The sequence below is a fragment of the Blastococcus deserti genome (assembly GCF_042682525.1).
In the GTDB taxonomy this organism is placed as follows: Bacteria; Actinomycetota; Actinomycetes; order Mycobacteriales; family Geodermatophilaceae; genus Blastococcus_B; species Blastococcus_B deserti.
The window spans coordinates 266,951-286,683 of the sequence record NZ_JBHUHP010000009.1 but is presented as its reverse complement, the minus strand read 5'-3'; the positions used below and the strand labels follow the sequence as shown (position 1 = coordinate 286,683).

Sequence of the window (19,733 nt, the reverse complement as noted above, 5' to 3'; positions counted from 1 at the left end):
CGTATCGGTCGCTTCCCTCGCGCCCGCGGCCCGGCTGCGGTGTCATCGGGACATGGACGAACGCAACGATCTGGCGCAGCCGCCCGAGGGCGTGGGCCTCGACGGGCTCCGGGCCGCCGCGGCCGGCTGCCGGGCGTGCGAGCTGGGCGAGCCCGCGACGCAGACCGTCTTCGGCGAGGGGCCGGAGACCGCGCGCATCGTGTTCGTCGGCGAGCAGCCCGGCGACCAGGAGGACCGCAAGGGCGAGCCGTTCGTCGGCCCGGCCGGGCGGCTGCTGGACAAGGCCCTCGGCGACGCGGGCATCGACCGGCGCGACGCCTACATCACCAACGCGGTCAAGCACTTCCGGTTCACGCACAAGGGCAAGCGGCGGATCCACCAGACACCCGGCCCCGAGCACCTGCGCGCCTGCCGGCCCTGGCTGGAGGCGGAGTTCGAGGTGCTCAAGCCCGAGGTGGTCGTCTGCCTCGGCGCCACGGCGGCCAAGGCGCTGATCTCGCCGTCCTTCCGGATCACCAAGGACCGCGGGCAGCTGATCCCGTGGACGCCGCCCGGGGTGGCGGCGGTCGCCGGGAACGGTCCGGAGGCCGACGACGACGAGGACGCCCCGCACCAGACCTGGATGCTTGCCACCACGCACCCCTCGGCGATCCTGCGCACGCCCGACGAGGCCCGGGCCGCCGCCTACGACGCGCTGGTCGCCGACCTGAAGGTGGTCGCCCACGCACTCGCCTGACGTCCCTTCGGGGCCGTGGAGCCCCGGGCCCCTCCGGTCAGAAGCCGGACGGTGCCGACCGCGAGGCCCGGAACAGCCAGAAGGAGGGCACCGCCAGGGCCACGACGGCCATCGCCACGACCACGACGACGCCGCCGGACACCATCGCCACGGTCACCGACGCGGCACTGGCGATGGCACCGGCGCGCAGGTCGCCGAGGCGCGGACCGCCGGCGACGACGACGATGAACACGCCCTGCATCCGGCCGCGCATGTCGTCGGGCGCGGCGAGCTGCAGCATCGACGAGCGCAGCACCGCGCTCACCATGTCGCCGGCGCCGGCGGCCGCCAGGCACAGGACGGCGAGCCAGAGGGTGGGCGCGAACCCGAAGCCGATGATCGCCACGCCCCACACGGCGATCGCCGCGAGCACGACCGCGCCCTGCCGGTCGACCCGCGAGACCCATCCCGACGTGAGCCCCATGAGCAGCGCGCCGATCGAGACACCGGCGAACAGCCACCCGAGGCTGTTGGGCGACTCCGCGTAGCGGGTCTCCGAGAGCTCCGGGAAGACGGCCTGCGGCCAGGCGAACATCATCGCGATGATGTCGACGACGAACGTCATCAGCAGCACCGGCTGGGTGCGCAGGAACGCGAAGCCCTCCCCCACCCCGCGCACGGCCGCCCGCAGCCGGAGCGGCCCGACCACACCCGCCGGCGGCAGCGGCGGCAGCCCGCGCAGCAGCAGGGCCGCCGCGAGGAAACCGAGCGCGTCGACGGCGTAGGCGAGGAAGAGCTCCCCCATCCCGATCAGCACCCCGGCCAGCAGCGGCCCGACGATGACGCCCACCTGGCGCACGGTCATCGCCAGCGCGTTGGCCGCGGGCACCCCGGCGTCGCCGACGATCGCCGGGATCACCGCGCTGCGCGTCGGCTGGTTGACCGCGGCGAAACCGGAGACGAACGCCGTCAGCACCCACAGCAGGACCAGGTTGCCGCCACCGGGCAGCAGCGCCTGCAGGGCCAGCAGCGCGCTGGTCACCGCCGCCCCGGCCGAGGTGACGAGCATCAGCCGCCGCCGGTCCATGGCGTCGGCGATCGCCCCGCCGAGCAGGCCGAAGACGATCAACGGCACCAGGGCCACGATCGAGGTGACGCCCACCAGCAGCGACGAGCCGGTCAGGACGTAGACCTGGTACGGCACCGCGACCAGCGTCATCTGCTGGCCCAGCATCGTGGCCGCCACACCCCAGAACAGCCGCCGGTAGTGCGGGTTCCGCAGGGGGGTGGTGTCGATCGCCCACCCGCGGTGCCGGTCGACCGGCACCGGCTCCTCGACGGCGCGGCCGCCCTCGACGGGGTCGACCGGGGAGGTCATGGGGCGAGTCGCTGCACGATCCAGCCCCCGCCCTCCGCGTCGTCGCGCACGAAGCGGAGCCGGTCGTGCAGCCGGTCCTTTCCGCCCTGCCAGAACTCCACCCGCTCGGGCACCACCCGGTAGCCGCCCCAGATCGCCGGCCGCGGCACCGGACCGTCGGAGGTCTGCTCGTCGAGCAGCCGCAGCCGCTCGGCCAGCTGCTCGCGCGAATCGACGACGGTCGACTGCACCGAAGCGACGGCGGCCAGTTGCGCACCCCGGGGCCGGGGGTCCCACAGCGCGTCGGAGGCCGCGTCCCCCACCCGCTCCACCGTTCCGTGCACCCGCACCTGCCGCTGGATCGCGTACCAGGGGAAGACCAGGGCCGCCCGCGGGTTCGCCGCCAGCTGGGCTCCCTTGGCCGAGGCGTAGCTGGTGCCGAAGACGAACCCGCTGGCGTCGTAGCCCTTCATCAGCACGATGCGGGCGTCGGGCGCCCCGTCCGCGTCGGCGGTGGCGACGACGACGGCGTTGGGCTCGGGCAGCTCGGCGGCCACGACGTCGGCGAACCAGCGGTCGAACTGCTCCACCCAGGTGGGCGCGAGCTCCTCCTCGGTGAGCCGACCGGCCGTGTAGTCCCTGCGCATGCGGGAGAGGTCAGGCACCTGGCCATGCTGACACCGCGCGACGACACCGGCTCGGGAGGCTCCGGGCCCGAACCGCCGCTACCGCCGTCCCGGACCGCGGTGGCTTCGCCGTGCGCGTCCCGGGCCGGACACCGGCGGCCCGACCGGGGACGCCGGCCGCCGCTCCCGTCGGCGGCCCCCGTGTGCCCGGGCGCGTCGGCACCGCCTACTGTCGCAGGGCAATCGTGCGTGCCACGTGCACGGCACGCACGGGTCCGCGCGCAGAGGAGCATGCGAGATGGCCGACGACTTCGTACCCGGCCTGGAAGGCATCATCGCCTTCGAGACCGAGATCGCCGAACCGGACAAGGACGGCGGCGCCCTGCGCTATCGCGGCGTCGACATCGAGGACCTGGTCGGCAAGGTCACCTTCGGCAACGTCTGGGCCCTGCTGGTCGACGGCAAGTTCGGCCCGGGCCTGCCCCCGGCCGAGCCGTTCCCGATCCCGGTGCACACCGGGGACGTCCGGGTCGACGTGCAGGCCGCCCTCGCCATGCTCACCCCGATCTGGGGTTACCAGCCGCTGCTCGACATCAGCGCCGAGGAGGCCCGCGAGGAGCTCGCCCGGGCCGCGGTCATGGCGCTGTCCTACGTGGCGCAGTCGGCACGCGGCATCGGCATCCCCGCCGTGCCGCAGCGCCGGGTCGACGAGGCGAAGACGATCGTCGAGCGCTTCATGGTCCGCTGGCGCGGCGAGCCCGACCCCCGGCACGTCGCCGCCGTCGACGCCTACTGGACCTCGGCGGCCGAGCACGGCATGAACGCCTCCACGTTCACCGCCCGCGTCATCGCCTCCACCGGCGCCGACGTCGCCGCCTCGCTGTCGGGCGCGATCGGCGCCATGTCCGGCCCGCTGCACGGCGGAGCTCCCTCGCGCGTCCTCCACATGCTCGACGGCGTGGAGCGGGAGGGCGACGCCGAGAAGTACGTCAAGGACCTCCTCGACCGCGGTGAGCGGCTGATGGGCTTCGGGCACCGCGTCTACCGCGCCGAGGACCCCCGCGCCCGCGTTCTCCGCAAGGCCGCCGCGGATCTCGGGGCGCCCCGCTTCGAGGCGGCACTGGCGCTGGAGAACGCGGCCCTGAAGGAGCTGCGCGAGCGGCGTCCCGACCGGCCGATCGAGACCAACGTGGAGTTCTGGGCGGCGATCGTCCTCGACTTCGCCGAGGTGCCGAGCCACATGTTCACCTCGATGTTCACCTGCGCCCGGACCGCCGGCTGGTGCGCGCACATCCTCGAGCAGAAGAACACCGGCCGCCTCGTGCGCCCGTCGGCCCGCTACATCGGGCCGGCTCCGCGCAAGCCCGAGGAGGTCGAGGGCTTCGACACCATCCAGACCAAGGCCACGACCCAGGTCGCCCCGGCCTGAACCCGCCCCGTCCCGGGCCCCGCCCTGAGCTTGCGAAGGGCGGGGAGGACGGGGTCCTTTCTCGTTGAGAGGCACTCCCGGATGACCATCTCCATCCCCGCCGAGCTCCTCCCCTCCGACGGCCGCTTCGGCTGCGGCCCCTCGAAGGTCCGTCCCGAGGCCCTGCGGGCCCTGGCCGGCGACGGCGCCGCGATCATGGGGACCTCGCACCGCCAGGCGCCGGTCAAGGGACTGGTCCACGAGATCCGCGAGGGCCTGGGTCAGCTGTTCGACCTGCCCGACGGCTACGAGGTCGTCCTCGGCAACGGGGGGACGACGGCCTTCTGGGACGCCGCCGCCTTCGGCCTGATCCGGGACCGTGCGGCCTTCGGGACCTACGGCGAGTTCTCCGCCAAGTTCGCCTCCGGCGTCAAGGAGACCCCGTTCCTGGGCGACCCGGTGATCGTCAAGAGCGATCCGGGCACGCTGGCGCTGCCGCAGGGGCAGGCCGGCATCGACGCCTACGGCTGGGCGCACAACGAGACCTCCACCGGGGTGATGGCCCCGGTCGTCCGCCCCTCCGGCGGTGACGACGACGCGCTGGTGCTCATCGACGCGACCAGCGGCGCGGGTGGTCTCCCGGTCGACATCGCGCAGACCGACGTCTACTACTTCGCCCCGCAGAAGTCCTTCGCCGCCGACGGCGGGCTCTGGGTGGCCCTGATGTCCGGCGACGCCCTCGCCCGGGTGGCCGAGATCAAGGCCTCGGGCCGCTGGATGCCCGGCTTCCTGGACCTGTCGATCGCCGTCGACAACTCGAGCAAGGACCAGACCTACAACACCCCTGCCGTCGCGACGCTGTTCCTGCTCGCCGACCAGATCCGCTGGTTGCTCTCCCTCGGCGGGCTGTCGGGTGCGGTGGCGCGCACCACCGACTCCTCGAGCCGCCTCTACGGGTGGGCCGAGAAGTCGGAGTACGCGACCCCCTTCGTGGCCGACCCCGAGCAGCGGTCCCTCGTCGTGGGCACCGTCGACTTCGCCGAGTCGGTCGACGCCGCGGCGCTGGCGAAGACCCTGCGGGCCAACGGGGTGGTCGACGTCGAGCCCTACCGCAAGCTGGGCCGCAACCAGCTGCGCGTCGGCATGTTCCCCGCCGTCGAGCCCGACGACGTCACCGCGCTGACCGCCTGCATCGACTACGTCGTCGAGCGTCTCTAGCTCCCACGCCGTCGAGGCACCGACGCCGGCGCGGCGGTACCTTGCAGTGTCGCGTGTCGGAGCGGCCGGGCGGGCCACCGACCGTGTTGCGGGTCCGCGGTAGGCCCCTGTCGTCGGCTGGAGGTGGGAGTGGTACCCGATCGCGTGTCGGGCGACGGAGCCAGCGACCTGTTCGCCGCCGGCGGCGAGGCCGGCCGGCTCATGGCCGCCATCGACTGGGCCGCCACACCCGTCGGACCGGTGGAGGACTGGTCGGCGAGCCTGCGCTTCGCCGTCCGCACGGTGCTGGTCTCGCGCTTCCCCATGGTGCTCACCTGGGGACCGCAGTTCACCCAGTTCTACAACGACGCCTACGCCCCCTTCATCGGCGCGAAGCACCCGGCGATCGGCGAGGACATCCGCATCACCCTCGCCGAGGGCTGGGACGCGCTCGGGCCACCCATCGAGCACGCCATGACGACCCTGGAGGCGTCGTGGCTGCCCGGCCTCCTGCTGCTGCTCGAGCGTGCCGGGTTCCGGGAGGAGACCTACTTCACCGTCTCGCACGCCCCCGCGTTCGGCGACGACGGCCAGGTGGCCGGCATGCACGCGGTGTGCACGGAGATGACCGGGCAGATCCTCGGCGAGCGCCGCCAGCGTTTGCTCCACGACCTGTCGACCGCCGGCGGCCAGCTCGGCGACGAGGCCGGGACGGTGGCGGCGATGTGCCGCGCGCTGCAGGGGGGCCTGCTGGACCTGCCGTTCGCTGCCGTCTACCTCTCCTCGCCGGGCGCACCCGGGTTCCGCCGCGTCGCCACGACAGGCTGCGACCCCCGGCTGCTGCCGGAGGCGGCGGGCAGCGAGGTCGACCTGGCGGGGGTGGTGGACCGGCTGGACCTGAGCGGCGGCCCCTTCGGCGACCGGGTCACCGAGGCCGTCGTCCTCCCGCTCACCGCCAGCCGGGACGGCGAGCCGCTGGGGCTGCTCCTCGCGGGCCGGAGCCCCAACCTCGCCCTGGACGCCGAGTACCGGTCCTTCTACGAGCTCGTGGCCGGCCAGTTCGCGAGCGTCGTGGTCAACATCCGGGCGTTCGAGGCCGAGCGACGGCGGGCCGAGTCCCTCGCCGAGCTCGACCGCGCGAAGACGACCTTCTTCTCCGACGTGAGCCACGAGCTGCGCACGCCGCTCACCCTGCTCCTGGGACCCATCGGGGACGTGCTCGAGGATCCGGCGCAGACGTTGCCCGCCGAGGCGCAGGAGCAGCTGGAACTCGCCATGCGCAACGGCCGGCGGCTGCAGCGCCTGGTCAACGACCTGCTCGACTTCGCCAGCATCGAGGCCGGGCGGGCCAACCCGGTACGGGTGCCGACCGATGTCGCGACCTTCACCGCGGAGCTGGCCGGGATCTTCCGGGCCGCCGCCGAGCGCGCCGGCCTGCGGCTGACCGTCGACTGCCCGCCGCTGGACCGCCCGGCCCACGTCGACCCACGGATGTGGGAGAAGGTGGTCGTCAACCTGCTCGCCAACGCGGTCAAGTACACCTTCGTCGGGGGCATCGACGTCGCGCTCCGCGGGGACGAGGCCGGCTTCCGGCTGACCGTGACCGACACCGGGGTCGGCATCGTGGCCGAGGAACTGCCGCAGCTCTTCCAGCGCTTCCACCGGGTGGCCGGGGCCACGGCCCGCACCCGGGAGGGCACGGGCCTGGGCCTGGCACTGGTCCAGGAGCTCGCCGCGTTGCACGGGGGCACCGTGTCGGTGGCCAGCGAGCCGGGGGTGGGAAGCAGGTTCACCGTCGCGCTGCCCTACGGCGCTCCCGACGCGCGGGGCGACGTGCCGCGCTCGGCGCTGCACCCGTCGGACGCCGCCCGTGGAGAGGCGGCGAGCTGGGAGGAGGACACCTCCCGGCCCGCTGAGGAGGCGGCGGCCACGTCGGCGGGTGCCAGCGTGCTGGTGGTCGACGACAACGCCGACATGCGCGCCTATCTCACGCGGCTGCTCGGACGGCACTGGACCGTCCGGACGACGGCCAACGGCGAGGAGGCCCTGCGGGCGGTCGCGCAACGCCGTCCCGACGTGGTGCTGACCGACGTGATGATGCCGCGCGTGGACGGCTTCGAGCTGCTGCGCGCGCTGCGGGCCGACGAGAGCACCCGGACGATCCCGGTCATCATGCTGACCGCACGGGCCGGTCAGGAGGCGTCCGTGGAGGGCCTCGAGGCCGGAGCCGACGACTACCTGGCCAAGCCGTTCCGGGCCGACGAGCTGGTGGCGCGCGTGCGAGTGGCGCTGGAACGGGCCGCGGGCCGCTCGGCCGCCGCGGCGACCGGTGCCGCACCGGTGGGAGCGCCGGTGCCACCGCCGGTGCGGCTCCCGGCTGCGGAGACACCGCCCGCCGGACCGGCCGCCGACGCGTCGGCACCGCACCGGCCTCCTGCACCGCGGGCACCGGGGAGCGGTCGTTCCGACGCCGTCGCGGAGTGGCGGCTGCCGTCGACCACCGGGTCGATCCCGGCGCTGCGGCGGCGCCTGCGCGCCTGGCTGGAGCAGGCGGGCATCGACGAGGACCAGGGGTACGACGTCCTGCTGGCCGCGTGCGAGGCGGCGACCAACGCGATCGAGCACGCCCAGGACCCCACCGAGCCCTTCGTCGACGTCACTGCGGACATCGCGGACGGGCACCTCCGGATCTCCGTGCGCGACCACGGGCAGTGGCGCGAGCGGGTGGCCAGCATGGACCGCGGCCGCGGCTCCACGCTCATGAGCGCCGTCGGCGAGGTCAGCGCGACGCCGAGCGCCGAGGGCACCACCGTGGTGATCAGCAGCCGGCTGGAGGATCCGCGGCCGGCGGCGCGGACCCGCTGAACGGTCGGCGGCTCAGCTTCCGGTACAGAAGGCTGAACCGCCGGGCGCAGCTTCCTGTACCGGAAGCCGGCTGCTAGCCGAGGATCCAGGTGTCCTTGCTGCCGCCGGACCACCAGCTGCCCGGCCCCGGTCCTTCGGCGACCCGGGTGAGCGGCGCCGGCAACGCGGTCGCCGCCCCGCCGGCACCGGCCACGGACAGCACCCGCAGGTCCACGGGACGGGGCCGCAGGCGGCCCTCCACGAGCGTGGGGACCGTCGTGGGCACGACCGGCTCCTGGGCTACGAAGCGGTACGGCGCGGCCGACACCTCCGCTTGGAGGAACGCCAGCTCCGCCGCCGAACACGACGGTCCCACGACGGCGCCCCGGCCGCCGTACCCGGCGACCGGCGTGACCACGAGCTCGTGCAGCCGGTCGCGCACCTGCGCCCACTGCGCCTCGTCGGCGAGCACCCACGTGGGCAGCGAGCCGAGCAGCGGCTCCTCGCCCAGGTAGAAGCGGATCAGCTCCGGCACCCAGCCGTAGGTGGCCACGTCGTCGGCGAGCTCGTTGCCCGGGACGTTGGCCAGCCCCAGCCGGCCGGCCCGCACGGCCTCGGTGAGCAGCACGTCCAGCGGCTGCCCGATCGGCGTCCGGAAGCCGGCCAGCAGCCCGTCGTCGAACCGCCGGTAGAGGACGTCGACGGACACCCGCTGCCCGCCGACGGTCGCCTCGACGCCGCCGTCCGTCCGGGGCCAGAGATCGGCCGCCCGGACCAGCGGGGCACCCAGCGCCTCGGCCAGCAGGCGGTGCTCGAACCAGGCGTTGTCGCTCTCGCCGGCGGTCAGGACGGCGATCCGCGGCGGGCCCGGGCAGGTCGGCGGCGCCGCGGTCGCCAGCCCCGCCCGCAGCAGCGGGACGGCGTCGTACGGGTCGGCGGCCCCTCCGGCCGCGGCCGCCAGCTCCGGCACCGCGGCCCGCAGGGTGTCCCGGGCGGCCAGCGCGTACCCGAGGCCGGCCGGCACCCGCAGGTGGTCCGCCGTCACCACCCACTCCCCCGAGGCGGTGCGCACGACGTCGGCCCCGGCCACGGTCGCCCGCGGCTGACCGGGCCAGGCCTGGCCCACCGCGTCGGGGTGGCGCGCCGGGCTGTGCGCCACCGCCCACCCGGGCAGGACGCCGGCGCGCACGACCCCCGGAGCCCGGTCCACGTCGCTGCGCCGCCGCCCCGCCGCCCGGTAGGCCTCGGCGAGGAACGCGTTGAGGGCGCGGTGCCGCTGCTCCACCCCCGCCGCGATCCGGGCCCACTCGGCGCCCGGCAGGACGCGGGGCAGGGGGTCCAGGGGGAACGGCCGCACGGTCTGCCGGCCGTCGGCCCAGGCGGCCACGGCCACGCCCCGCGACGTCCGCTCCGCCGAGAGCGCGGCGGCAGCGGCGGTCAGCCCCGCCGTCCCGAGCCGCCGGAGGACCGGTCCCAGGGCGGCGTACCCGTCCCGCAGCCGTCCGTCCGGGGCGACCGCCTCGTCGGGGGCGCACCCGGGGTAGTCGGCGAGCGGATCTGCGGTACCGGATTCGCTGCTGCTCACAGCCAGCGATCGAACCAGGCGGCGACCCGCTCGTTGAGCTCGACGAGGTGGTCGCGCCCGACGATGGTGTGGCCCTCGCCCGCCAGCAGCAGCAGATCGCTGGGCGCACCGAGGGCCTGCAGCTCCTGGTGGGCCTGCACCGACTCGGAGACCGGCACGTTGGTGTCGCGGTCCCCGTGGACGAACAGGACCGGGGACGTCAGCCGCTCCAGGCAGGTCATCGGCGAGATCGCGGCGAGCATGTCGCGGTCGGCCACCGGGTCGCCGTACTCGGTCACCGACGCCGCCGCCATCCACGGCTCCGTGCCGGCGAAGAAGGTGCGCAGGTCGCTCATGCCCGCGCCGGTGACGCCCGCGGCGAACATGTCGGGCCAGAGCGTGAGCGCGACGAGGGTGAGGTAACCGCCGTAGGACCAGCCGTAGGCGCCGATGCGGCCAGGCTCGGCGATGCCGGCGGTCACCAGCTCGTCGACCGTCGTCCGCACGTCGTCGAAGGAAGCCGCGCGCGCCGGCCCGTCGTCGGCGGTCAGGAAGGCGCGGCCGAAGCCGCCGGATCCGCGCACGTTGGGCGCGAAGACCGTGAGGCCGGCGGCCACCAGCGCCTGGGTGACCGGCGACCAGTCCGGCCGTTCCTGGCCCTCCGGGCCGCCGTGGAAGCTGACGACGGTGCGGTTGCGCTCCTGCACCCCGGGCGGTGTGTAGAGCCAGCCCGAGAGGCGGAGGCCGTCGGGCGCGACGTACTCGTACCGGACCGGCGTCACGAGCCCGCCGGGATCGGGACGGGGCGGCGCCGAGGGCAGCAGGGCCGGGGTGCCGTCGTCCAGGGAGATCCGGAACAGCCCCCGCGGAGCCCGCGGACCGGTGAGCTCGGCGACCATCGTCGTGCCGTCGGTGGACAGCGACCAGCCGGGCATCACCGGCTCGGGCAGCGGGATCTGCCGGACGAGCGCGCCGTCGCACAGGGCGTGCACGCGCAGCTCGGTGACGCCGTCGCGGTTCCAGACCGCGAGGACGGTGCCGTCGGTACGCAGCGCGTACCCGTCCAGGTCGGCGTCGGGACGGCGCAGGACGACGCGGCTCTCCCCCGGGACGCCGTCCTCGGACAGCAGGACCTGCACCAGGCCGGCCCGGTCGGTGAACGGCTCGCCCGGCAGGGATGCCCGCAGGTACACCGAGCGACCGTCGGGCGCGAAGCGCCCGTCCTCCGAGGCGACGCCGCCGCGCGCGTCGAGGGCGATCAGCCGGCGCTGCACACCGGTTGCCACGTCGACGACCACGATGTGGCGGTGGACGCGGGGTCCCCGGCGGGCCAGCACCAGCCGCTCGTCGGCGGACACCGCCGTCACCGCGAGGAACCCGCCGCTGGCCAGGGTCCGGTGGCCGCCGGTGACCACGTCGACCAGGACGACGTCGGCGCCCGGGCCGTCGCCCGGGGCGATCGAGCACACGTAGGAACCCGGGCCGGTCCAGCCGCCGGCGAAGACGGTGGCCCGCGGATCCTCCCCCGCGACGACCCGGTGGCCGGTCCCGTCGGGACGGACCACGTGCAGCTCGGCGCGAATGGAGCCGCCGGGGCTGACCAGGTAGGCCAGCCAGGTCCCGTCCGGCGACCAGGCGACGGAGACGACCTCCTCGTGCCGGCCGGACACCACGGCCGGCAGCGCCTCCTGCTCGAGGGCCGCGACCTCGAGCCGCGGGATCCCGGAGCGGTCGGTGACGTAGGCCACGCGGGTCCCGTCCGGCGACAGCGCGGGGCACCAGGCGCCCGGCGCGGCGGCGATCTCGGTGACGGCGCGCCGCACCGCGGAGGGCAGGAAGTCCGGTGCCGCGGTCTGGGGGGCGGCCAGCAGCCCGGCGGGCGCGGACGACCACCGGTCGGTCAGCGGGCTGACCATGGACACCTCCTCGGGTGCTACGGGTTCCGCGGCGGGCCCCACTGTGCAGAACCCGCATTGCGAACACGTGACATGGCTGGATATCGGCGGGGGAAGCTACCGCCTGCACCCCCCGCGCGGGGGACCTCGGATCGGCATCGGGGGCGCGCCACGCCGGATCGCCTGCGGGCTCCGCCCCCGGCCCGCCGTTAGCCTCGTGCTCCGGTCCGTCTCTCCGACGGCCGGAGCGCGCAGTCAGGAGGTCCGCCCATGCGCACGTTGCGCCTCGTGGCGCTCTCCGACGACGGGAAGAGCCTCGTCCTCGCCGTGGACGGAACCGACGGCGCCGAGGGTGAGCGGTTCGAGCTCCCCGTCGACGACCGCGTCCGCGCCGCGGCCCGGGGGGACGCCCGCCGCCTGACCCAGATCGACGTCGACGCCGGGGTGGAGCTGCCACCGCGGGTCATCCAGGCGCGGATCCGCGCCGGCGAGACCCCCGAGCAGGTGGCCGCGGCCTCGGGCACCCGCGTCGAGCGGATCATGCGGTTCGCGCACCCGGTCATCCAGGAGCGGGCCCGCGTCGCCGAGCAGGCACGTGAGGCGCGCGTCCGGCTCAGCGAGGGCTTGACCGGCGGGGTGCTGCACCAGTTCATGACCGAGCGGCTGCGCCTCATCGACACCGACGTCGAGGCCGTGGTGTGGGACGCCCACCGCACCGACGACGGCACCTGGCAGGTGACCGGCGCCTGGCGGGCCGGCGCCAAGTCCGGCCTCACCCGCTGGACGTTCGACCTGCACTCGCGCACGGTCACGCCGTCCGACGCCGCGACGATGGACTTCGCCGAGGGCACGCGCCTCGTCCGCGTCGTTCCCGACGTGCCCGCCGGCGGGATCGTGGCCGCGCACCGCCCCCGGTCGGTCAGCGTCGTCCGGAGCGAGACCGGGGACGAGCCCGTCGTCCACGACACGGTCACCCCCGAGATCCTCCCCGCGGACCTGCTGGCCCACGACGACGACGAACCGGTCCGCGACGTGCACCCGGCCAGCGGCTCACCGGCCGACGACCACGCCCTCGACGACCTCCTGGACGAGGTGGCCGACCACGACACGATCGTCCTCGGCCGCCCGGGTCAGGACGGCGAGGACGAGGACCCACGGGCGCGCATCCCCGCGTGGGAGGACATCGTCTTCGGCGTCCGCCGCCACCGCTGACTGCTCCGCGACATGCTCGGGGAGTGCGGATGACCCTTCCTCGGGAGGAGCCGGGCGTCGGCTCGTGGCGGGTGGAGCCCATCGACGCCGTGATCCGGCTCGTCGCCGCTCATCCCGGCCAGCCATCGCGCCCCCGGGTGGTGGCGGTGGACGGGCGCAGCGCCAGCGGGAAGACCACGGTGGCCGGCAGAGTGGCCGCACTCGTGCGCCGGTCGGTGGTGCTGCACACCGACGACGTCGCCTGGCACCACTCGTTCTTCGACTGGGCCGACCTCCTTCGGGTGGGGGTCCTGGAACCGGCACGGCAAGGGCGGCGGGTCCGCTATCGGCCTCCCGCATGGGACGAACGGGGGCGCCCCGGCTCGATCGACGTCCCGAGCGGGTGCCCGCTGGTACTCGTCGAGGGCGTCGGGATCGCACGACGGGACCTGCGCGACCTGGTCGACGCCGTGATCTGGGTGCAGTGCGACATCGAGCTGGCCGAGCGACGAGGGATCGACCGGGACGGCGGCGATTCGCAGGCGGCCGACCTGTGGGCCGAGTGGGCGGCCGAGGAACGTCCGTTCCTCGCCGACGAGCGGCCGTGGGAGCGCGCCGACGTCATCGTCGCCGGGTCGCCGGTGCTGCCGCACGATCCGGACACGGAGCTCGTCGTCGCCACCGGCCCGCTGCTCCCGTGACCGCCCGCGAGTGACCCGTCCGACGTGTTCGACCAGGTCGGCGGGGTAGGTCCTCTCTCGCCCTCGAGGATCAGGAGTGAGCATGTCCGCATCCGTGTCGATGCCGCTGGGCGGTGTCCAGGTCGGTTCCTACGACAGCTACGAGCAGGCGCAGGCCGCGGTCGACTACCTCTCCGACCAGAAGTTCCCGGTCGAGAACGTCACGATCATCGGTTCGGACCTGCGGATGATCGAGAAGGTCACCGGCCGGCTGACCATGGGCCGCGCCGTCGCCGCCGGTGCCGCGGGCGGGGCCTGGTGGGGTCTGTTCGTCGGCCTGCTGCTCGGGATCTTCTCCACCGACGGCAGCCAGTGGATCGGATCAGTGCTCACCGGCCTGCTCATCGGGCTCGTGTTCGGGGCGATCTTCGGTGCCATCGGCTACGCCGCCACGCAGGGACGCCGGGACTTCACCAGCACCAACACGATCGTCGCCGGTCGGTACGACGTCATGTGCGCCCCGGCGCACGCCGAGGACGCCCGCGCCCACCTGGCGCGCTTCTCCCTGCGCGGCTGAAACCGGACCCCCTCGCCCCGCACCGCTCGCAGGGGCGCGGCGGGACCCTGCGAGGGGCCGTCAGCGGAGGGTCGCGAAGGCGATCGCGGCCGCGGCCGCGACACCCAGGGAGTCGACGCCCGGGCGCATGGGGATGCGCGCCCGGACCCGGGCGGCCTGCTGCGCCTCCCGGGTGAGGCCGGGGCCCTCCGCGCCGAGGAGCACCGCCGTCCGGGGGTGCGCCACCGGGTCGAGGCCCCCGAGGTCCACGGCGTCGGCGGCCGGGGTGAGGGCCACGGTCGTGTACCCGGCCTCGTGCAGCCGGTCGAGACCGGCCGGCCACTCGGGCAGGACGGCGAAGGGCAGCCCGAGCACGTGCCCCATGGAGACCCGTACCGCCCGCCGGTAGAGCGGATCCGCGCAGCGCGGGTCCAGCAGGAGCCCGTGGATGCCGAGCGCGACGGCCGACCGGGCGATCGAGCCCAGGTTCTCGGCGTCGTTGAGCGCCTCGAGGACGGCGAGTCGGCGCGGCGCCGCGGGGTCCGGACCGGCCAGCAGGTCCCCGACGTCGGCCGGCGGACGGCGGTCGGCCGAGGCCACGACCCCCCGGGTGAGCCGGAAGCCGATGACCTCCGACAGCACCCACTTGTCGGCCTCGTACGCCGGCATCCCCTCCGGCAGGTCGAGGGCGGCCACGCGCCCGGGGACCCCGAACACCGCCCGCACCCGGTACGGCGACGCGAGCAGCCGCTGCACCGCAGGCACGCCCTCGACGATGACGGGGCCGGTGCCGCGGGGTGTGCCGACGGGCCGGTCGCCGTCCTTGAGGTTCCGGAAGTCGGCCACCCGCGGATCCTGCGGATCGGTGACGAGGACGGGCGCGGACACGGCCTCGATTCTGCCCGGCGCCTGGCGACCGCCCCGCCGGAGCCGCTCTGCGACCACGAGGGCCACCGTGCGCGGCGGCTCTCGTGGTCGCGCGGCGGCTCTGGACACCGGGACCTTCGACTCCGTTGACGATCGCCGCGGAACTCATCTATCGTTGAGTTCATCATTCGTTGAGTTCCGGAGGCAGGCCATGGACGCCGTCACCGTCACAGATCTCGTCGTCGATCGCGGCAGGCGCCGCGTGCTGCCGGGGCTGACCTTCACGGTCCCCGCCGGGCAGGTGACCGGCCTGCTCGGCCCCAGCGGCAGCGGGAAGACGACCCTCATGCGCGCGCTGGTGGGGGTGCAGGTGGTCCGCTCCGGCGAGGTCACCGTGCTGGGCGAACCCGCAGGCTCGCCCGGCCTCCGCAGCCGGGTCGGCTACGTCACCCAGGCACCGAGCGTCTACGACGACCTGACCGTGCGGGAGAACGCCCGCTACTTCGCGTCCCTCTACGGCATGGGCGCCCGGGAGGCGGACGCCGCCGTCGCCGACGTCGGCCTCTCCGACGCCGCCGGCCAGCTGGTCCGCGACCTCTCGGGCGGGCAGCGGGGCCGGGCCTCCCTGGCGTGCGCCCTGGTCGGCAGCCCCGAGGTGCTCGTGCTGGACGAGCCGACCGTGGGCCTGGACCCGGTGCTGCGGGTCGAGCTCTGGGAGCGGTTCCACGCGCTGGCCGCGGCCGGGACGACGCTCATCGTCTCCAGCCACGTGATGGACGAGGCCGGCCGCTGCGACCGGCTGCTCCTGCTCCGCGACGGCGACCTGATCGCCGACTCCACACCGGCGCAGCTGCGCGCCGACGGACGGTCCGACGACCTGGAAGAGGCATTCCTCAACCTGGTCCGTGCCCGAGAGGAGGTGGCGGCATGACCGCCCCGACGATCCAGCGCCCGGTCTCGCCCGGGCACCTGAGCCCCCGGCTCACCGCGACCACCGCGGGGCGGGTGCTGCGCCAGCTGCGGCACGACCACCGCACCATCGCGATGATGCTGGTCCTGCCCAGCCTGCTGCTGGGCCTCCTCTACCTGCTGTGGAAGGACCTGCCGACGCTCCCGGGCCAGCCGAGCACCTTCGACCGGGTGGGGCTGACCATGCTCGGGATCTTCCCGTTCGTGGTGATGTTCCTGGTCACCAGCATCGCGATGCTGCGTGAGCGCACCTCGGGCACCCTCGAGCGGCTGCTGACCACTCCCCTGGCCAGGCTGGACCTGCTGCTCGGCTACGGGTTGGCGTTCGGTCTCATGGCCGCCCTGCAGGCCCTGGTCACCGTCACCGTGGCGACGACCGTCTACGGCCTCGACGTGGCGGGGTCGATCTGGCTGGTCGTCCTCATCGCCGTCGTCGACGCCGTCCTGGGCGTGGCCCTGGGCCTGCTGGCCAGCGCGTTCGCCCGCAGCGAGTTCCAGGCGGTGCAGTTCATGCCGGTCATCGTCCTGCCGCAGTTCTTCCTCTGCGGGCTGCTCGTCCCGCGCGAGCAGATGGCCGGCTGGCTGCAGGCGATCAGCGATGTGCTCCCCTTGACCTACGCCGTCGAGGCTCTCCAGGAGGTCGGCAGGTCCGCCGCGGAGACCGGCATCATGTGGCGGGACATCGGCATCGTCGCCGGCGCCGCACTGCTGGCCCTCGCGCTGGCCGCGGCCACGCTGCGGAGGAGGACCAGCTGAGCACCGAGCAGGTGGGCAGGCCGGACCGGTCGGCCGGGCGACGTCGCGCCCGGCCGACCGGACGCCGTCCGGGCAACCCCGACACCCGCGAGTCGGTGCTCGCCGCGGCCCGCGCGGCCTTCGGCGAACGGGGGTTCGACGGCGCGACGATCCGCGGGATCGCGACCGCCGCCGGCGTCGACCCCGCACTCGTCCACCACTACTTCGGCAGCAAGGACAAGCTCTTCCTCGCCGCCGTGGAAGCCCCCGTCGATCCCGACGAACTCCTGCCGACCGTGCTGGCCGGTGGACGGGACAACCTGGGGGCCAACGCGGTCCGGATGCTGCTGACGGTGTGGGACGGGCCCGCCCGCCCCGCCGGCCTGGCCCTCATCCGGTCGGCGGTCGGCAACGAGTGGACGGCGAAGCTCCTGCGCGAGTTCCTCGTCGCGAGGGTCGTCCGTCGGGTCGTGGGCTCCCTGGGCTACCCGGACGAGGAGCGCGACGCCCGTGGCTCGTTGGTGGCCTCGCAGATGATCGGGCTGGTCATGGGCCGGTACGTGCTCCGGGTGGAGCCGCTGGCCTCGGCCTCGCACGAGTCCCTCGTCGCCGCGATCGGCCCCACGGTGCAGCGTTACCTGACCGGCGAGGTGGAGCTCCCCCGCCGGTGAGTCAGCGCGGGGCTCGGGCGAGCTGGCGGCTCTGGGCGACCAGCCGGCCGGTCGAGTCCCAGATGCGGTAGTCCTCGTCCACCCAGCCGCCGGCGATCTCGCTGGACCTGGCCTCCACCAGGCACCAGCCGGGCGCGGGGATCGCACGGACGAGCACCTGCAGCTGCACGGTGGGCGCCCATCCGAGGTTCCCCATCGCGAAGCTGGTCGGCGGCAGCGCGTCGGCGAAGGTCAGCAGCGCCAGCGGGTCGGGCTCCCGGCCGTCGGCGAGCCGCATCCAGGCCCGCAGCACCGGCTCCCCGGAGGGCTGCCCGAACGCCCAGCCCGCGGTGGCGAGGTCCAGGCGCGTGTCGACGCGCAGCGACAGGCCCGGCACCTGCACACCGGGGGGCGCGAGGTCGCGGTGCTCGGCGAGGGAGAAGCACTCCGCCACCGACGGCACGTCCGGCATCGGGGAGCTGTAGTCGGAGGGAGCCGAACCGAGCGTCGCCGTCGTCGCCTGCACCGTCAGCGCCGGGCCGTCGGTGTCGGCGAGCGTGATCAGCGCGTGCGCCAGGGTGCGCCCGGCCGGGCCCGGCACGACGGTGAGCGCCGCCGGACCGGAAGCCGGTGCCCGCAGGTAGCTGGCCGACAACGCCACCGGGTGGGCGTGCGCGCTCTCCATGACCGCGGCCCGGCCCACCACCGACAGCAGGTAGCCGCCGTTGAGGATGCCTCCGCCCACGTCCCAGCCCGGGTCGAGGTCGGCGACGAGCCCCCCACCCTCGGTGCGGCGGACGGCGGTGGCGGCGTCGAATGCGGTGGCCGGACGGGTGGGCGAGGGATCGGTCTGCGGCACGGCGATCAGGGTGCCAGGGTGGATTCTCATGGAGTACAGGCACCTCGGCCGCAGCGGTCTCTCGGTCTCCCGGCTGTGCCTGGGCACCATGAACTTCGGCTGGAAGACCGAGGAATCCGACTCCCACGCGATCATGGATCGCGCGCTCGCCGAGGGGATCAACTTCTTCGACACCGCGAACGTCTACGGCTTCGACGCCGGCAAGGGCCGCACCGAGGAGGTGCTGGGCCGCTGGTTCGCCCAGGGTGGGGAGCGGCGGGACAGGACGGTGCTGGCCACCAAGGTCTACGGCGGGATGTCGGACTGGCCCAACGACACGTTCCTCTCCGCCCGCAACATCGTCCGGGCCTGCGAGGCGTCGCTGCGGCGGATGCGCACCGAGTGGATCGACCTGTACCAGTTCCACCACGTCGACCTGCGCACGCCGTGGGAGGAGATCTGGCAGGCCTGCGAGACGCTGGTCGGGCAGGGCAAGGTGCTCTACGTCGGGTCGTCCAACCACGCGGGGTGGCAGCTGGCGGCGGCCAACGAGGCGGCGGCCCGCCGCAACTTCCAGGGCCTGGTCAGCGAGCAGTCGCACTACAACCTGCTCACGCGGCACGTGGAGCTCGAGGTGCTGCCGGCCGCCCAGCACTACGGCATCGGCATCATCCCCTGGAGCCCGCTGGCCGGCGGACTGCTGGCGGGCGTGCTGGAGAGGCCCGAGGGCACCCGGCGCAGCGAGGACCGCAACCAGCGGCGGGTGGAGCGCCACCGCCGGGCACTGGAGCAGTACGAGGCCTTCTGCCGGCAGATCGGCCGGCCTCCGGCCGACGTCGGGCTGGCCTGGCTGCTGCACCAGCCGGCGGTGACCGCGCCGATCGTCGGCCCTCGCACGGTGGAGCAGTTCGAGGGCAGCCTGCGGGCGCTGCACGTGGCGCTCGACGAGGAGCAGCTCACCCGCCTCGACGAGATCTTCCCGGGCTACCGGCCGGCGCCCATGGAGTACGCCTGGTGAGTCGATCATCGGCAGATGGCTGGCCGGCACGCCGATGGCGCCGACCACCTGCCGATGGTCAACTCGGGTGGGAACTCCCGACCGGCCAGGCGGCGACGGTGTCGTAGGTGGGCGCCGGGCCGAGGTGGCTCTCGAGCAGGCGCACCTCGGTCACGGGCCAGGTGGGCCCTCGGTAGCCGGCCAGCCGGTCGGTCACGCTGCCGTCGGCGGGCTGCCGGGGGCGCCACCGGCCCAGCGTCAGGTGCGCACGGAACGGCCGGTCCTCCACCGGCAGCCGGAGCGAGCGAGCCGCGGCGGCCAGGCGGGCGGCCAGCGCGGTGAGCGGGACCACGTCGCCGTCCACACCGGCCCAGGCCACCTGCGGGCGACGCAGCGAGCCGAACCGCCCGCCTCCGGCCAACCGCAGCGTCATGGGCGGTGCGCTCGCGACCGCCGGCGCGGCCGCGGCGACCAGCCGCGGCACGCGCTGCTCGGGCACCGCACCGAGGAAGAGCAGCGTGAGGTGCCACCGGTGCGGCGCGCTCCACCGCGGCGCGCCCGGCGTCTCCCGCAAGGGCTCCAGGGCCGCGGACAGGTCGGCCCGCGCGGCCTCCGGCGGATCGATCGCGAAGAACAGCCGGCGA

At 74.7% G+C, this 19,733-nt stretch carries 18 protein-coding genes and 2 pseudogenes; 13 read left to right on the top strand and 7 right to left on the bottom strand.

Translation table 11 applies throughout. From position 1 onward, the window contains the following. The first annotated feature begins 52 nt into the window (after window positions 1–52). Window positions 53–736: a UdgX family uracil-DNA binding protein gene (locus ACFSHS_RS09390; RefSeq protein ID WP_376874396.1), complete on the top strand. Its 684-nt coding sequence runs from the start codon at window positions 53–55 to the stop codon at window positions 734–736. Between the two features lie 37 nt (window positions 737–773). On the opposite strand, the gene ACFSHS_RS09385 is transcribed toward ACFSHS_RS09390, so the two are convergent. Beyond that, window positions 774–2,093, bottom strand: coding sequence for an MFS transporter (locus tag ACFSHS_RS09385; RefSeq protein ID WP_376874394.1), 1,320 nt, complete (start codon window positions 2,091–2,093; stop codon window positions 774–776). Then, window positions 2,090–2,737, bottom strand: a complete 648-nt coding sequence (gene pdxH, locus ACFSHS_RS09380; RefSeq protein ID WP_376874392.1) for a pyridoxamine 5'-phosphate oxidase — start codon at window positions 2,735–2,737, stop codon at window positions 2,090–2,092. Before pdxH ends, ACFSHS_RS09385 begins: the two co-directional genes overlap by 4 nt. A gap of 259 nt (window positions 2,738–2,996) precedes the next feature. Between pdxH and ACFSHS_RS09375 the strand changes: the two genes are divergently transcribed. The 5 genes and pseudogenes from ACFSHS_RS09375 to ACFSHS_RS09355 all read left to right on the top strand — a co-directional run bounded on the left by ACFSHS_RS09375 (window position 2,997) and on the right by ACFSHS_RS09355 (window position 8,168). Beyond that, window positions 2,997–4,127 (top strand): citrate synthase 2, encoded by a 1,131-nt coding sequence (locus tag ACFSHS_RS09375; protein ID WP_376874390.1) that lies wholly within the window; start codon window positions 2,997–2,999, stop codon window positions 4,125–4,127. Between the two features lie 81 nt (window positions 4,128–4,208). Next, complete coding sequence (gene serC / locus ACFSHS_RS09370; protein WP_376874388.1) at window positions 4,209–5,324, top strand: phosphoserine transaminase; 1,116 nt, start codon at window positions 4,209–4,211, stop codon at window positions 5,322–5,324. Window positions 5,325–5,525: 201 nt separating this feature from the next. Then, window positions 5,526–7,052, top strand: a pseudogene (locus ACFSHS_RS09365) (sensor histidine kinase); the annotation flags it as partial. A gap of 225 nt (window positions 7,053–7,277) precedes the next feature. Further along, window positions 7,278–7,601 (top strand): annotated as a pseudogene (locus tag ACFSHS_RS09360) (response regulator transcription factor); the annotation flags it as partial. Then, a complete protein-coding gene (locus ACFSHS_RS09355; protein ID WP_376875174.1) occupies window positions 7,581–8,168 on the top strand; it encodes an ATP-binding protein in 588 nt (195 codons plus the stop codon). The pseudogene ACFSHS_RS09360 and the gene ACFSHS_RS09355, both read left to right, overlap by 21 nt. A gap of 73 nt (window positions 8,169–8,241) precedes the next feature. Here ACFSHS_RS09355 and ACFSHS_RS09350 read toward each other — a convergent pair whose 3' ends face one another. Beyond that, window positions 8,242–9,732, bottom strand: a complete 1,491-nt coding sequence (locus ACFSHS_RS09350; RefSeq protein ID WP_376874386.1) for a circularly permuted type 2 ATP-grasp protein — start codon at window positions 9,730–9,732, stop codon at window positions 8,242–8,244. Next, window positions 9,729–11,627 carry a S9 family peptidase gene (locus tag ACFSHS_RS09345; protein WP_376874384.1) on the bottom strand — a complete coding sequence of 633 codons (1,899 nt, stop codon included), beginning with the start codon at window positions 11,625–11,627 and terminating at the stop codon, window positions 9,729–9,731. The genes ACFSHS_RS09350 and ACFSHS_RS09345 overlap by 4 nt, the downstream gene beginning before the upstream one ends. A gap of 249 nt (window positions 11,628–11,876) precedes the next feature. Between ACFSHS_RS09345 and sepH the strand changes: the two genes are divergently transcribed. The 3 genes from sepH to ACFSHS_RS09330 all read left to right on the top strand — a co-directional run bounded on the left by sepH (window position 11,877) and on the right by ACFSHS_RS09330 (window position 14,054). Continuing rightward, the gene (gene sepH / locus ACFSHS_RS09340) at window positions 11,877–12,818 is read left to right on the top strand and encodes a septation protein SepH (protein WP_376874382.1); all 942 of its coding nucleotides are present in this window, start codon (window positions 11,877–11,879) and stop codon (window positions 12,816–12,818) included. 29 nt (window positions 12,819–12,847) lie between these two features. Next, complete coding sequence (locus ACFSHS_RS09335; protein WP_376874380.1) at window positions 12,848–13,498, top strand: uridine kinase family protein; 651 nt, start codon at window positions 12,848–12,850, stop codon at window positions 13,496–13,498. Window positions 13,499–13,580: 82 nt separating this feature from the next. Next, window positions 13,581–14,054, top strand: a complete 474-nt coding sequence (locus ACFSHS_RS09330; RefSeq protein WP_376874378.1) for a YflT domain-containing protein — start codon at window positions 13,581–13,583, stop codon at window positions 14,052–14,054. A gap of 60 nt (window positions 14,055–14,114) precedes the next feature. Here the strand turns inward: ACFSHS_RS09330 and ACFSHS_RS09325 are convergent, their stop codons facing one another. After that, the gene (locus ACFSHS_RS09325; RefSeq protein ID WP_376874376.1) at window positions 14,115–14,921 is read right to left on the bottom strand and encodes a TrmH family RNA methyltransferase; all 807 of its coding nucleotides are present in this window, start codon (window positions 14,919–14,921) and stop codon (window positions 14,115–14,117) included. Between the two features lie 190 nt (window positions 14,922–15,111). On the opposite strand from ACFSHS_RS09325, the gene ACFSHS_RS09320 reads away from it, so the two are divergent. The 3 genes from ACFSHS_RS09320 to ACFSHS_RS09310 are packed head-to-tail and all read left to right on the top strand — an operon-like array spanning window position 15,112 to window position 17,275. Then, entirely contained in the window at window positions 15,112–15,831 is a 720-nt protein-coding gene (locus tag ACFSHS_RS09320) for an ABC transporter ATP-binding protein (protein ID WP_376874374.1), read from the top strand. Beyond that, window positions 15,828–16,625, top strand: coding sequence for an ABC transporter permease (locus ACFSHS_RS09315; protein ID WP_376874372.1), 798 nt, complete (start codon window positions 15,828–15,830; stop codon window positions 16,623–16,625). The genes ACFSHS_RS09320 and ACFSHS_RS09315 overlap by 4 nt, the downstream gene beginning before the upstream one ends. An 11-nt stretch (window positions 16,626–16,636) precedes the next feature. Continuing rightward, window positions 16,637–17,275 carry a TetR/AcrR family transcriptional regulator gene (locus ACFSHS_RS09310; RefSeq protein ID WP_376874370.1) on the top strand — a complete coding sequence of 213 codons (639 nt, stop codon included), beginning with the start codon at window positions 16,637–16,639 and terminating at the stop codon, window positions 17,273–17,275. Between the two features lies 1 nt (window position 17,276). Here the strand turns inward: ACFSHS_RS09310 and ACFSHS_RS09305 are convergent, their stop codons facing one another. Beyond that, window positions 17,277–18,143: a thioesterase family protein gene (locus ACFSHS_RS09305; RefSeq protein WP_376874368.1), complete on the bottom strand. Its 867-nt coding sequence runs from the start codon at window positions 18,141–18,143 to the stop codon at window positions 17,277–17,279. Between ACFSHS_RS09305 and ACFSHS_RS09300 the strand changes: the two genes are divergently transcribed. Next, window positions 18,142–19,110 carry an aldo/keto reductase gene (locus ACFSHS_RS09300; RefSeq protein ID WP_376874366.1) on the top strand — a complete coding sequence of 323 codons (969 nt, stop codon included), beginning with the start codon at window positions 18,142–18,144 and terminating at the stop codon, window positions 19,108–19,110. The two genes, ACFSHS_RS09305 and ACFSHS_RS09300, sit on opposite strands and share 2 nt — an antisense overlap. A gap of 58 nt (window positions 19,111–19,168) precedes the next feature. On the opposite strand, the gene thpR is transcribed toward ACFSHS_RS09300, so the two are convergent. Then, window positions 19,169–19,726, bottom strand: coding sequence for an RNA 2',3'-cyclic phosphodiesterase (gene thpR / locus ACFSHS_RS09295; RefSeq protein ID WP_376875171.1), 558 nt, complete (start codon window positions 19,724–19,726; stop codon window positions 19,169–19,171). Window positions 19,727–19,733: the final 7 nt, after the last annotated feature.

What these genes read in the sequence shown, in the direction of transcription:
- ACFSHS_RS09320 (WP_376874374.1), top strand. Translation starts at nt 15,112, where the DNA reads ATGGACGCCGTCACCGTCACAGATCTCGTCGTCGATCGCGGCAGGCGC.
- ACFSHS_RS09345 (WP_376874384.1), bottom strand. Translation starts at nt 11,627, where the DNA reads ATGGTCAGCCCGCTGACCGACCGGTGGTCGTCCGCGCCCGCCGGGCTG.
- serC (WP_376874388.1), top strand. Translation starts at nt 4,209, where the DNA reads ATGACCATCTCCATCCCCGCCGAGCTCCTCCCCTCCGACGGCCGCTTC.
- sepH (WP_376874382.1), top strand. Translation starts at nt 11,877, where the DNA reads ATGCGCACGTTGCGCCTCGTGGCGCTCTCCGACGACGGGAAGAGCCTC.
- ACFSHS_RS09305 (WP_376874368.1), bottom strand. Translation starts at nt 18,143, where the DNA reads ATGAGAATCCACCCTGGCACCCTGATCGCCGTGCCGCAGACCGATCCC.
- ACFSHS_RS09330 (WP_376874378.1), top strand. Translation starts at nt 13,581, where the DNA reads ATGTCCGCATCCGTGTCGATGCCGCTGGGCGGTGTCCAGGTCGGTTCC.
- ACFSHS_RS09335 (WP_376874380.1), top strand. Translation starts at nt 12,848, where the DNA reads ATGACCCTTCCTCGGGAGGAGCCGGGCGTCGGCTCGTGGCGGGTGGAG.
- ACFSHS_RS09390 (WP_376874396.1), top strand. Translation starts at nt 53, where the DNA reads ATGGACGAACGCAACGATCTGGCGCAGCCGCCCGAGGGCGTGGGCCTC.
- ACFSHS_RS09385 (WP_376874394.1), bottom strand. Translation starts at nt 2,093, where the DNA reads ATGACCTCCCCGGTCGACCCCGTCGAGGGCGGCCGCGCCGTCGAGGAG.
- ACFSHS_RS09300 (WP_376874366.1), top strand. Translation starts at nt 18,142, where the DNA reads ATGGAGTACAGGCACCTCGGCCGCAGCGGTCTCTCGGTCTCCCGGCTG.
- ACFSHS_RS09315 (WP_376874372.1), top strand. Translation starts at nt 15,828, where the DNA reads ATGACCGCCCCGACGATCCAGCGCCCGGTCTCGCCCGGGCACCTGAGC.
- ACFSHS_RS09375 (WP_376874390.1), top strand. Translation starts at nt 2,997, where the DNA reads ATGGCCGACGACTTCGTACCCGGCCTGGAAGGCATCATCGCCTTCGAG.